The 12130-nt window shown below is 28.3% G+C and carries 13 protein-coding genes; 8 read left to right on the top strand and 5 right to left on the bottom strand.

Annotated elements, in window-relative coordinates:
• Positions 1-92: 92 nt before the first annotated feature.
• Genes ACYPV9_RS07050 through ACYPV9_RS07030 form a run of 5 tightly spaced genes read left to right on the top strand, consistent with a single transcriptional unit; the run spans position 93 to position 5163 of the window.
• Positions 93-374, top strand: a complete 282-nt coding sequence (locus ACYPV9_RS07050; protein WP_299059302.1) for a DUF493 family protein — start codon at positions 93-95, stop codon at positions 372-374.
• Between the two features lie 9 nt (positions 375-383).
• The gene (locus ACYPV9_RS07045) at positions 384-2015 is read left to right on the top strand and encodes a peptidylprolyl isomerase (protein ID WP_459742594.1); all 1632 of its coding nucleotides are present in this window, start codon (positions 384-386) and stop codon (positions 2013-2015) included.
• A 1-nt stretch (position 2016) separates the two neighbouring features.
• Positions 2017-2862, top strand: a complete 846-nt coding sequence (locus ACYPV9_RS07040) for a hypothetical protein (RefSeq protein WP_459742592.1) — start codon at positions 2017-2019, stop codon at positions 2860-2862.
• The gene (locus ACYPV9_RS07035; protein ID WP_459742590.1) at positions 2828-4210 is read left to right on the top strand and encodes a peptidylprolyl isomerase; all 1383 of its coding nucleotides are present in this window, start codon (positions 2828-2830) and stop codon (positions 4208-4210) included. The genes ACYPV9_RS07040 and ACYPV9_RS07035 overlap by 35 nt, the downstream gene beginning before the upstream one ends.
• Complete coding sequence (locus ACYPV9_RS07030) at positions 4210-5163, top strand: AAA family ATPase (RefSeq protein WP_299059316.1); 954 nt, start codon at positions 4210-4212, stop codon at positions 5161-5163. The genes ACYPV9_RS07035 and ACYPV9_RS07030 overlap by 1 nt, the downstream gene beginning before the upstream one ends.
• 2 nt (positions 5164-5165) lie before the next feature.
• Here the strand turns inward: ACYPV9_RS07030 and ACYPV9_RS07025 are convergent, their stop codons facing one another.
• The 3 genes from ACYPV9_RS07025 to ACYPV9_RS07015 are packed head-to-tail and all read right to left on the bottom strand — an operon-like array spanning position 5166 to position 7259.
• The gene (locus ACYPV9_RS07025; protein WP_299059319.1) at positions 5166-5726 is read right to left on the bottom strand and encodes an RsmD family RNA methyltransferase; all 561 of its coding nucleotides are present in this window, start codon (positions 5724-5726) and stop codon (positions 5166-5168) included.
• Positions 5723-6544, bottom strand: coding sequence for a DUF3822 family protein (locus ACYPV9_RS07020; protein ID WP_459742587.1), 822 nt, complete (start codon positions 6542-6544; stop codon positions 5723-5725). The genes ACYPV9_RS07025 and ACYPV9_RS07020 overlap by 4 nt, the downstream gene beginning before the upstream one ends.
• Positions 6528-7259: a hypothetical protein gene (locus ACYPV9_RS07015; RefSeq protein ID WP_299059327.1), complete on the bottom strand. Its 732-nt coding sequence runs from the start codon at positions 7257-7259 to the stop codon at positions 6528-6530. The genes ACYPV9_RS07020 and ACYPV9_RS07015 overlap by 17 nt, the downstream gene beginning before the upstream one ends.
• Positions 7260-7364: 105 nt before the next feature.
• Between ACYPV9_RS07015 and ACYPV9_RS07010 the strand changes: the two genes are divergently transcribed.
• Positions 7365-8789 (top strand): ATP-dependent DNA helicase, encoded by a 1425-nt coding sequence (locus tag ACYPV9_RS07010; protein ID WP_459742585.1) that lies wholly within the window; start codon positions 7365-7367, stop codon positions 8787-8789.
• A gap of 4 nt (positions 8790-8793) precedes the next feature.
• On the opposite strand, the gene ACYPV9_RS07005 is transcribed toward ACYPV9_RS07010, so the two are convergent.
• Positions 8794-9744 (bottom strand): lipid A deacylase LpxR family protein, encoded by a 951-nt coding sequence (locus ACYPV9_RS07005; RefSeq protein WP_299059332.1) that lies wholly within the window; start codon positions 9742-9744, stop codon positions 8794-8796.
• Between the two features lie 92 nt (positions 9745-9836).
• Here ACYPV9_RS07005 and ppk2 (ACYPV9_RS07000) point away from each other — a divergent pair, with 92 nt between their 5' ends.
• Positions 9837-10691, top strand: coding sequence for a polyphosphate kinase 2 (ppk2, locus tag ACYPV9_RS07000; protein ID WP_079736887.1), 855 nt, complete (start codon positions 9837-9839; stop codon positions 10689-10691).
• Positions 10692-10695: 4 nt separating this feature from the next.
• Positions 10696-11481 (top strand): polyphosphate kinase 2, encoded by a 786-nt coding sequence (ppk2, locus tag ACYPV9_RS06995; protein ID WP_459742583.1) that lies wholly within the window; start codon positions 10696-10698, stop codon positions 11479-11481.
• Here ppk2 (ACYPV9_RS06995) and ACYPV9_RS06990 read toward each other — a convergent pair.
• Positions 11478-12110, bottom strand: coding sequence for a low molecular weight phosphatase family protein (locus ACYPV9_RS06990; protein WP_459742581.1), 633 nt, complete (start codon positions 12108-12110; stop codon positions 11478-11480). The two genes, ppk2 (ACYPV9_RS06995) and ACYPV9_RS06990, sit on opposite strands and share 4 nt — an antisense overlap.
• Positions 12111-12130: the final 20 nt, after the last annotated feature.

Below are 12130 nucleotides of genomic sequence, written 5' to 3'. Positions count from 1 at the left end.
AAAAATAAATCATTCCGTTTATAAAATTAAATTTTAATGTAATTTTGTGTCTTGCAATTTGCAAATAGTTTAGAAATATTTTAACAATTATTATGAGTAATAAAAACGAATTTTATAGCAAGTTAAAAGTTCAATTAGATGATACCACCAAGTTTCCTGCAGATTATCTATATAAATTTATTGTACCAAGTACAGAAAATCAAGTAGCAGAAGTAGCGGCTATTTTTAATGATACAGGTGCGGTTATAAATACTAAAAAATCTAAAACAGGTAAATATGTTAGTGTTTCTATTGTTTTAAAAGTTAAATCTTCTGATGAAGTAATAGCATATTATAAAAAAGCAGAGAGTATAAAAGGTATTATATCATTATAAAATAGTCTTATGAAAGGTAAATTTTTATCAATTTGTATATTGTTTTTAGCTATTAGTGTTTATTCGCAAGATTCTAAAACATTAATAACAATTAATAAAGAAAAAATTTCTGTAGCAGATTTTAAACGTGTTTACGAAAAGAATTTAGATGCAATAGATAATGAAGAAGCTAAAGATATACACAAAAATTTAGATTTATACATTAACTATTTATTAAAGGTTAAAGAAGCTTATAAAATTAAGTTGGATACTTTACCTTCTTATAAAAGAGAAATAGCTACTTATAAAAATCAATTAGCAGCACCATATTTACAAGACACTACTTTTATTGCAGATTTAGTTAAAGAAATTTATTTTAGGACAAAAAATGAAGTAAAAGCAAAGCATATTTTAATTAGAACTTCTAAAGATGCAATGCCAAAAGATACTTTAATTGCTTACAATAAAATTCTTGGTATTAGAAACAGAATTGTAAAAGGAGAAAGTTTTGAAAAATTAGCTGTAGAAACATCCGAAGATAGATCTGCAAAAGGAGACGCGAAAAAGGGGATTCCTGGTAATAAAGGTAATTTAGGTTATTTTAAAGCCTTTCAAATGGTTACTTCATTTGAAGATGTTGCATTTACAACAAAAGTTGGTAAGGTTTCGATGCCTTTTAGGACTCAGTATGGTTATCATATTTTAAAAGTTGATGATTTAAGACCTTCAAAAGGAGAAATTGAAGCGGCGCATATTTTAATAAAAGATACTACAAATGCTAGTAAAGTTAAAATTGATAAGGTTTACAAAAGACTTCTAAATAATGAGTCTTTTGAAAAGTTGGCAAATTTATTTTCTGACGATATCGGTTCTAAGGCAAGAGGAGGAAAGTTAAATAAATTTGGTACTGGTAGAATGGTAAAAGAATTTGAAGATGCGGCATTTTCTTTGCAAAATATTGGCGATTATTCAAAACCTTTTAAAACTCGTTTTGGTTGGCATATTGTAAAACTTTTAAGAAAGCACCCTATTAAATCATTTGCTGAAATGGAAAAAGAACTTCGTAAAAAAATTAAAAGAAGTTCTCGTATGCAAATGTCAGAAAAAGCAATTATAAATAAGCTAAAATCAACTTATAATATTATAGAATTTGAAAGCGCAAAACAAATTCTTAATCAAAAAAATATTAGATCAATTTCTAAAGATTCTTTGCAAAACATTATTTTAAGCATCAATAATAAACAAATTACACAAGAAGAATTTGTAAACTATACAAGAAATAGAAGACATAAACCTATTTTTGTGTTGTTTGAGATGTTTAAAGACAAAGAAATTTTAGCATACTACAAAGAAAACTTGGTTAATACAGAGCCAGAATATGCGTATACTTTAAAAGAATACGAAGACGGGTTGTTGTTGTTTGAGTTGATGCAGCAAAAAATTTGGATGAAATCTTCTAAAGATTCTTTGGGATTAAAATCTTATTTTAATAATAATAAAGCCAAGTATAATTCTCAAGAATTAAAATCGGTGAAAGGTGAAGTAATGAATGATTATCAAAATTATTTAGAAGAAAAATGGATTGCAGATTTAAGAGAAAAAAATAAAATAAAGGTTCATAAAAAACAGTTAAAGAAACTAATAAACTATTATAAAGATTAGAATGAGAATTGTACTTTTTATTTATTGCGCTTTTTTATTAACCTCTTGTCAGTATTTCGATATGCAAGAAAAAGAAGAGCATTCTTCTGAAATTGTAGCCATTGTTAATACAGAAAAGTTATTTAAAGAAGATTTAAAAGATCTTTTGCCAAGAAACATTTCTAGAGAAGACAGTTTAATTTTGGTTAAAAGTTTAATACAAGATTGGGCAGTAAAAAAGTTGTTTTTAAAAGCTGCAGAAAATAATTATTCATCAGAATCTTTAGAAAATATTAATAAGTTGGTGCAAGACTATAAAGAAAGCTTATTAATAAATAATTACAAAGAAGATTTAATTAAACAGAAGTTAGATACTTTAGTAACCGAAGAAGAGATAGAAGAATATTATTTAGCTAATAATGAAAACTTTAAATTGAACGAGGTTTTAGTAAAGTCTAAATATTTAAATTTTGATAATAACTTAAAAGATCAAAAAGATATTATAGAATTGTTTAAATCTGATGACATTGAAGATGCCGAAGCGTTAGAAAGACAGCAATTAAGCTTTAAAATGTATCAACTAAACGACTCTGTTTGGACCGAATTGGATAAGATTTTGTTAAAACTACCATTTTCTAAAGAAAATCTGTTAAAAAAATCAAAATTCATTCAGAAACAAGATTCATTAGGTTTATATTTGGTGGCTATAAAAGACGTATTAAATAGAAATGATATAGCGCCTTTAAGCTATATTAAGCCAACAATAAAAGAAATGATTTTACATAAGCGTAAAATCGAATTAATAAGAGAGATTGAAAAACTAATAGTAAAAGATGCCACAAAAAACAATAATTTCAAAATATACTAAAATATTTATCACAGCTGTATTATTTGCAGTAACATCATTACAAGTAAATGCACAGAAAGTTAAAATTGACGGTGTAGCAGTAGTAATTGGTAAAAATATTGTTTTAGATTCTGATATTGCTAAGTTTAAGCAAGAAGTAGAATTTAAAAGTGAAGGGAAAATTAAAATTTCTGATTGTGAAATGCTTGAAGAGTTAATGCAACAAAAACTACTTTCTCATCATGCCGTTATAGATAGTATTACTGTTACAGATGCAGAAGTTAACTCTAAAGTAGATAGAAGTATACAGTTTTTTGCGCAAGAATATGGTTCTATAGATAAAGCAATTGCAGCTTACGGTTTTAACGATTTAGACGATTTAAAAAGTGAACTTTATAATGTTCAGAAAGAAAATGCTTTAGTAGAGAGAGAACAACAAAAAATTACAGAAAAAGTAGATGTTACGCCAGAAGAGGTGCGCTTATATTTTAACGGATTAAAAGAAAAAGGAGAATTACCAGAATTTACTGCAGAAATAGAATTGGCTCAAATAGTATTAAATGCAGAACCTACAGAAGAAGAAAACAACAAAGTAATTGCTCAATTAAACCAACTAAGAGATGAAATTTTAAATGGTGCTAGTTTTAGAATGAAAGCAATTATTAATTCTAAAGATCCTGGTGTTACACAAGACGGAGGAAGAATTCAGGTTACTAAAGAAGCTAACTTAATTAAAGAATTTAAAGAAGTTTCTTTTTCATTAGAAAAAAATGAAATTTCAGAACCATTTAAAACCCTTTTTGGTTATCACATTATTCAGGTTCATGAAATTAAAGGGAATACAAGAGTAGTTTCTCATATTTTATTACAACCAGAAATACCAGAATCTAGGTTAACAGAAACTAGATTAAAAGTAGAAGAAATTAAAAACGATATTAAAGCAGGTAAATTAACTTTTGAAGAAGCTGTAAAAAAGTTTTCTGATGATAAAGATTCTAAAAACAACGGAGGAGTAATTATTAATGGTTATACAGGCGAAACTAAATTCGATTTAACAAGAATGGATCCTGCTATGTATGCAAGAGTTAACGATTTAAAGAAAGGTGAGTTTACAGATGTTTTTTACGATGAAGCTAGAGGAGGAGAGAAAATGTATAAGTTTATCTTGATGAAAGATAGAACAGATACACATACAGCAGACCTAGTAGATGATTATGTGAAAATACAAGCACTTGCTTTAAAGAAAAAGAAAGAAGAGGTAATAGAGAAATGGTCTAATGATAAAATTAAAGACACGTATATTAAATTATCATCAGATTACAAGAGTTGTACTTTTAATAAAAATTGGAAAAAAGAAACAGGTAAATAATGTCAGACGTTAAAGCGGTAAATAACCTAGTACAAAAATTTGAAACTTTAAAAAAAGAAATTGGTAAAGTAATTATCGGTCAAAAAGAAGCAGTAGATTTTACACTATTGTCTGTTTTTTGTGGAGGTCATTCTTTATTAATTGGTGTGCCCGGTTTAGCAAAAACATTATTAGTAAATACTGTTTCTGATGCTTTAGGTTTAAATTTTAAAAGAATACAGTTTACGCCAGATTTAATGCCTTCGGATATTTTGGGAAGTGAAATTCTAGATGAAAATAGACAGTTTAAATTTATAAAAGGGCCAATATTTTCTAATATTATTTTAGCAGATGAGATCAATAGAACTCCGCCTAAAACACAAGCAGCATTGTTAGAAGCAATGCAAGAACGTTCTGTAACTGTTTCTGGTACGCATTATAAATTAGATTTACCGTTTTTTGTTTTAGCAACTCAAAACCCAATAGAACAAGAAGGAACTTACCCTTTACCAGAAGCGCAGTTAGATAGGTTTATGTTTTCTATCAACTTAGAATATCCAAGTTTTGAGGAAGAGGTACAAGTTGTGAAAAGTACAACTAGTAACCTAAAAGAAACTATCAACGCTATTTTTACTGGAGATGAAATTGTTCAAATTCAGAAATTAATTAGAAAAATACCTGTTGCAGATAATGTGATAGAGTATGCGGTTGGTTTGGTTGGTAAAACAAGACCAAAGGCTGCTGCAGCTACAGAAATGGTAAAAAGCTATTTAGATTGGGGTGCAGGACCAAGAGCTTCTCAAAACTTAATTTTAGCAGCTAAAGCTCACGCTGCAGTTAATGGTAAATATTCACCAGACATTGAAGATGTAAAAGCAGTTGCAATTCCTATTTTATCGCACAGAATTGTTAAGAACTATAAAGCAGAAGCTGAGGGTGTTTCTATTGCCGATATTATCAACTCTTTATTGTAATATTATTCTTCTTCATCTTCTTTAGCAGGATTTTCAAAAAAGCTAAAGACGTTACCGCCATATCTTTTATCATAGCTATGCTTTGCGTGTTTTGATAAATCTGTATGTTTAGAATGTTCTACAATTAAAACTCCGTCTTCATTTAAAATACCTCTTTCAAAAACTAAATCTACAATTTTTAAAAATTGATCCTCTTCAAAGTCATAAGGAGGATCAGCAAAAACAACATCAGAATTTAAATTTGTTTTTTCTAAGAATTTATAGACATCACTTTTATAGGTGTTAATATCTAAATCTAAGGCTTTAGCAGTAGAATTTATAAACTTTATACATCCAAAGTGCGCATCTATTGCATAAATAGTTTTAGTGCCCCTAGAAGCAAATTCATAACTAATATTTCCTGTGCCGGCAAATAAATCTATAACAGAAATAGCATCGAAATAATACGTGTTATTTAAGATGTTAAATAAAGATTCTTTAGCCATATCTGTTGTTGGTCTAACAGGTAGGTTTTTTGGCGCTGATAAGCGTCTTGATTTTAATTTACCAGAAATAATTCTCATGAGCCTAAAAGTATATAATTTGAGTGTTTAGGAATTTTTAATTCATTAAAAATAGCTTTTTCACTTTCTAAAAAGTAAATGTTTTTAATGTATTTGTAGGTTAATTTATAAATAGCAGTATCTAATGTTATGTTTCCTGTAAAATATAGAGGAAACTCTAAGGTGTCTAAATTTAGCTGTTCTGCAACAAAAAGGATGTAATAGATAAAATCTTCTTTAGAATTGTAAGAAAATGTATTAGAAAGAAGTAACTTTTTATTAGCGATGACAACAATATCTAATGTTGTTTTACCAACATTTACATACATTGTTTTCTTATCAGATTTAGTAGCTTTTAGTAACTTTTCTATTAAAACCGTACTATGATGTTTGTATTCGAATTCGCCAAAATTTTGAAACAAATAATTGTTAATATTTACATATGGGACATAAACGTTTTTAGTTTTAAGTACATCGATGCTATCAAAACTAATAAAATCTGTAATTAGCGTTTTTATATTGTAATTTAAATAAGTAGCTAATTCTTTTTCATCAAAAAATTGATTAGGCACTATGGTTGATAAATTATTCTGATGAATAACAGTTACCGAAATGAAATCATTTTGAAGTTGTGTATCATTTTTAAATATTTCTTCAATTTTAAGAAGTAAATTTTCGGGTGTGTTTAATGATTCTTCAAACTCATATTCATAAAAATAGATTTCTTTATTTGAACTATTATTATATATACAAAAAGAAAATCCATCCAAATTAAATTGGATGGATAATCTATTATCTTTTAATGGTTTCAAAGAAATACTACTATTCTTTTTTATCACTTTTTTTATCATATGATGGAGGCCAGTTACCAGCTGTAGTTACTTCATCCAAAGAACCAACAGAAACATATTCTCCTTTAATTTGATCAGCAGCAATTACTTCTAATTCTTGCTTAACTAAAGATTCGTTCATACCTTCTAATAAAGCCTTTTTTGGTGTTTTCGCCATAAAAGTTGGTACAACTAAACCTTGTACTTTTTCTACAGTTCCTACTTCTAATTCAAACTCAGTTCCTTTTAAACCTGGTACGCTAAACATTGTTTTATAATCTCTGTCTTTAAAGTACTTTAATACTGGTTCATAACCAATTGTATCTGTAACTCTTCTTTCTACTTCATCTGTAATACCACCACCTTTGTTAACAGTCTCTACAATTGTTTTTGTATTTGTTAAAGCTAATTTAGCAGTATCTATAAATTTAATTAAAGCGTTTTTATCTTTTGTATAATTACCGTTTGCTTCGTAATATTTTACTTCTGCATCTCTAATCATTTTTAGATTATCTACAACTTTAGCATATCTTGTAATCTTATTCTTGTTAAAGTTAATTGGCTCCATAATACCGTTGTATATTTTAAAGCCTAAATATACTGCTAAGAATAAAAGTAAAATAGATGGAATCCATCTTAACTTTAGAGGTAAATATTTAACTATAACAATAGCTATAATTACTGCAGCTAAAACCGCAGCTAAAATCATTCCTAATAATCCCATTTTTAATGTTTTTTTTTAATAGTCCTATCGCAAATCTACAATTTTTTTTCAATGATAAAAATTTTTATTTATAAATCGACGTATCTTTGTTATTTTAATTAATATATGATAGAATTACCTGCAGATTTTAACAGAGAATTGTTAAAGAAATTCCCACATCAACCAACAATAAAACAAAAAGAACTTTTAAATCTACTTAGTAATTTTATTTTTAATAAAGACAAAAATGCTCTTTTTTTACTAAAAGGATATGCAGGTACAGGTAAGACTACTACCATTGGTACTTTTGTTAACTCTTTATGGACAGCGGGCAAAAAAGCAGTTTTACTTGCGCCAACAGGTAGAGCAGCTAAGGTTATTTCTCTATATTCTAAGAAACCTGCTTTTACAATTCATAAAAAAATATATTTTCCTAAAAAACAATCTAATGGCTCTGTAGCCTTTGTTTTGCAACCTAATAAACATAAGCATACTATTTTTATTGTTGATGAAGCTTCGATGATTCCAGATAGTAGACAAAATCAGAAATTATTTGATACAAGTTCACTTTTAGACGATTTAATATCTTATGTATATTCTGGTGATAATTGTAAACTGATTTTTATTGGTGATACCGCACAATTACCTCCGGTAAAATTAGACGTTTCACCTGCTTTAGAACAAGATACTTTAACCTATGATTTTGACAAGCAAGTAACAGAAATAGAGTTAGATGAGGTAATGCGTCAACACGAAAATTCTGGGATTTTAGCAAACGCAACCTCTTTAAGGTTATTGTTAAGAAATGAAGGTGATAATTTTCAGTTTGATTTAGATTTTGTAGACATAAAAAGGTTAGAAGATGGTTATGATATAGAAGACGCCATTGTTACTTCTTATGAAAGCAGCGGAGTAGAAGATACTGCTTTTATAGTGCGATCTAATAAAAGAGCTAACCAATACAACCAACAAATTAGATATAATATTAGAGGGCAAGAGAACGAAATTTCTGCCGGAGATTATATCATGATTGTTAAGAATAATTATTATTGGTTACCAGATTCTTCTAAAGCAGGTTTTATCGCAAACGGAGATATTTGTGAAGTTTTAAAAATCTTTTCTATTAAAGAATTATACGGTTTTAAGTTTGCAGAAGTAGAAATTAGAATGATTGATTATCCTGATATGCATCCTTTTGAAACTGTATTGTTGTTAGATACGCTAACAAGTGAAAGTCCGTCTTTAACTTACGATGAATCTAATAAATTGTATCAGGCGGTTTTAGAGGATTATGCCCATGAAAAATCGAAATACAAACAATTTATGTCTGTAAAAAAGAATAAATATTTTAATGCGCTACAAGTTAAGTTTTCTTATGCGATGACATGTCATAAGTCTCAAGGAGGTCAATGGAAAACTGTATTTATAGAACAACCTTATTTACCAGACGGAGTTTCTAAAGAATATTTTAGATGGCTTTATACTGCAATAACTAGAGCGCAGGAAAAATTATATCTTATCGGTTTTAAAGATGAATTTTTTATTGAATAATTAATTACCTAATCAGGTAATTGATGTTTATAGAACCGTATTTGTGGCCATTATCAAATTTTAATCCTTTAGATTTATTTGTATTATAATTAAAAGTATATCCAAAATTAAGTCTGTTTACAGTAAACTTAAAACCAGCTTGAATATGAAAAATTAAAGATTCAAGTTCGTTTGTAATTTCACTACCTTTATTTAAAAAACTTCCTTGTAATGTTGCATCATAAATAGCATATCTTATGGTTGGTTTAATAAAAATAAAAGCTTCAGATTCTCTGTAGTAAGAATTATTTTTGTTATTGATATTTGTATTAAAAGCAATAGAATTTGCAAAACTTTGTAACGGTTTAAAACCTATTCTTGTATAGAGCCCTGTAGAAATATTTGTATACACTGTACCTAACTTTGCAGAATTAACCCAAGTTAAATCTAAATGATTACTTTTATTTTTAGTGATAAATCTATTATAATCAGTATCAAAATTTATACCTAGAGCACTCTTAATCTGATATTTCCAACCTTCTGCCTTTTTGAATCCGTATATGTTATGTATAAAATTTTGCATTTCCATAGCGTAAGCATTAGGCCCAATAACGCCTAACTGAATGGTAGTTTTAAAATTTTGTTTGTTTTTGTACACTCTATTTATACTAAATGCACCAAATAAATAACCCGCAAAAGGCCTATCGTGTTCATTAATATTTTCTGTATTTGCCTTAGCAGGTGTAAACATTTCGTGACCAACTTGCCATTCTAGAATTTTTTTATCTAAAGAATTATCCATCTTTTTAGCGAGGTATTTAAAAGATAGGAACATACCATTTGTGTAATATCTATCGTCGTAAGTAGATGTGTATAAATCGTTATCTGTAATAAAACTAATTTCTTTAGAAAATTTCTCTTGTGATAAGGCAATCAAAGAGCTAAATAAGAAGATAAACAGTACTTTCTTTTTCATAAAAACAAATATAGAATAACTTGTTTAAATTCATATTTATTTAACTTTATTTAGAAAAAAAAGTAATATTTTTAATTTTCGAAAAATTATATATGAGTACAAGCAAAAATTTTACTTCAGAAGACTTTGAAAACCTTAAAAGTAACGAAGACCTTTTAGAACTTATTAAAGAAAAAAGTAGTTTATATAAAAAAGTACTTAAAACTCATGTTTACACAGAAGAGCTACGTCTTTTACAAATAGAATTGGTAAAATTACAACGTTGGATTTCTAAGGAAAACAAGCGTGTTGCAATTATTTTTGAAGGTAGAGATGCTGCAGGAAAAGGTGGTAATATTAGAAGATTTATGGAGCATTTAAATCCTAGGTCTAGTAGGTTAGTTGCTTTAAACAAACCAACGGAAGTAGAAAAAGGGCAATGGTATTTTCAAAGATATATTAAAGAGTTACCAAATCCTGGTGAAATAGTTTTTTTTGATAGAAGTTGGTATAATAGAGCTGTTGTAGAACCTGTAATGGGTTTTTGTACAGATAAGCAATACAAAGAATTTTTAGTTCAGGTGCCAGAGTTTGAGCATATGATGTATGAAGATGGAGTAATTATTATAAAATTTTGGTTGTCGATTACAAAAGATGAACAGCTTAAAAGATTTGAAGAACGAAAAGAAAACCCTCTAAAAAGATGGAAATTTAGCCCAGTAGATAAACAAGGACAAGCTTTATGGGATAAATACACACATTACAAGTCGGAAATGTTTTCTAAAACGCATACAGCATATAGCCCTTGGATGATGATTAAAACCAACGACAAGCAAGTGGCAAGATTAGAAGCCATAAGACATGTGATATCTCAGTTCGATTATGAAGGAAAAACTTCAAAAATATCTTTAACTCCAGACCCAAATGTTGTAATGCGCTATTACAGGTCTAATACCAATATAGATTAAGACTATGGATAAGAAACTTACACAAAAGCAATTAAATAAGTTAACAACTAAAAAAGGGTTGTTAGCTCTTTTATCTAAAGATCCACTTAGTACAGAGAAAAGTTTACGCTATGTAGATTATCAGAAAAAGTTAAAAAAATTACAGGTAGAATTAATTCGGTTACAAACGTGGGCAATTAATAACAACGAACGAATTATTATTGTTTTTCAAGGTAGAGATGCAGCGGGTAAAGGTGGTGCCATTCGAAGATTAACAGAACGAATAAACCCAAGACACATGAGAATTGTGGCTTTACCAAAACCAACAGAAGACGAAAAAACTCAATGGTATTTTCAGCGTTATGTAGAGCAATTGCCAAAAGCAGGTGAAATAGTTTTTTTTGATAGAAGTTGGTATAATAGAGCAGTTGTAGAACCTGTAAACGGATTTTGTACAGCAGAAGAATACGAGATTTTTATGAATCAGGTAAATGATTTTGAAAAAATGATTTTAGAATCAGGAATTCATTTGGTTAAAATTTATATGTCTATTTCTAAAAAAGAACAAGCTAAACGATTTGCCGATATTAAAAGCAATCCTTTAAAACAATGGAAAATGACCAAGTTAGATGAGAAAGCTCAACTATTATGGGATCAATATACAGTTTATAAAAAAGCGATGTTTCAAAGAACCAATACAGCAATTTCTCCGTGGAAAGTTATTAGAGCAAATAGAAAAACAGAAGCGAGAATTAATGTTATAAATCACGTTCTTAACAGCATACCTTATGATAAAGATTTAGAAATTTAAAGACTAATTTTTTTTATAGCATTAAATAGATAATACACTTCTGCAGCAATTTCTTCGTTGGTTTCTAAATATGTTTTAGTTTGTTCAGATGTTCCGTCAGAAAACTTAGGATCTACAAAAGGTAAATGAAACCTTTTTATTGCAGTTGGTATAAACGGACAATTTTTATCCGCATCATTACAAGTCGTAATAACAAAGTAAGGTTCTTTATTAATTTCGTGATCGTAACGTTTAGAAAAGCCTAATATCGATTTTTTACAACCAAGGAAAGAGATTAAATATTTCGGATTTTGATGAGAGAAATCTTTTACGTTAAAATCGAAACCAGCAGATTGTAGTGTTTTTACAGTGTTCCTGTTAAAAGAAGTAACTTCTGTTCCACCAGAAAAAGCATTAATATTTAATTTAAAATAATTAGAAGCATAATAAGACCAAACTTGTGCTATTTGACTTCTTCTAGAATTGTGAGTGCAAATAAAATTGATATTTGCAGCACCATTATCAAGATAAAATTTTGCAATTTTTTCAGAAATTTTAGTAAGTATTTCTTTTCTCTCATTTAGAAGTACAATTTTTTTTGAAGAGAGTTTAAAGAAGTTTTCTGTAGAAACGGCAAAAGTTTTAGACATATGCTTATTTTTGTAGTAAA

The organism is Polaribacter sp. OB-PA-B3, assembly GCF_054589375.1.
This window is presented reverse-complemented; position numbering and strand designations above follow the sequence as displayed.

Coding starts and splice junctions, on each gene's coding strand:
- ppk2 (WP_459742583.1), top strand. CDS start 10,696: ATGGATAAGAAACTTACACAAAAGCAATTAAATAAGTTAACAACTAAA.
- ACYPV9_RS07045 (WP_459742594.1), top strand. CDS start 384: ATGAAAGGTAAATTTTTATCAATTTGTATATTGTTTTTAGCTATTAGT.
- ppk2 (WP_079736887.1), top strand. CDS start 9,837: ATGAGTACAAGCAAAAATTTTACTTCAGAAGACTTTGAAAACCTTAAA.
- ACYPV9_RS07035 (WP_459742590.1), top strand. CDS start 2,828: ATGCCACAAAAAACAATAATTTCAAAATATACTAAAATATTTATCACA.
- ACYPV9_RS07010 (WP_459742585.1), top strand. CDS start 7,365: ATGATAGAATTACCTGCAGATTTTAACAGAGAATTGTTAAAGAAATTC.
- ACYPV9_RS07015 (WP_299059327.1), bottom strand. CDS start 7,259: ATGGGATTATTAGGAATGATTTTAGCTGCGGTTTTAGCTGCAGTAATT.
- ACYPV9_RS07025 (WP_299059319.1), bottom strand. CDS start 5,726: ATGAGAATTATTTCTGGTAAATTAAAATCAAGACGCTTATCAGCGCCA.
- ACYPV9_RS07050 (WP_299059302.1), top strand. CDS start 93: ATGAGTAATAAAAACGAATTTTATAGCAAGTTAAAAGTTCAATTAGAT.
- ACYPV9_RS06990 (WP_459742581.1), bottom strand. CDS start 12,110: ATGTCTAAAACTTTTGCCGTTTCTACAGAAAACTTCTTTAAACTCTCT.
- ACYPV9_RS07040 (WP_459742592.1), top strand. CDS start 2,017: ATGAGAATTGTACTTTTTATTTATTGCGCTTTTTTATTAACCTCTTGT.
- ACYPV9_RS07030 (WP_299059316.1), top strand. CDS start 4,210: ATGTCAGACGTTAAAGCGGTAAATAACCTAGTACAAAAATTTGAAACT.
- ACYPV9_RS07005 (WP_299059332.1), bottom strand. CDS start 9,744: ATGAAAAAGAAAGTACTGTTTATCTTCTTATTTAGCTCTTTGATTGCC.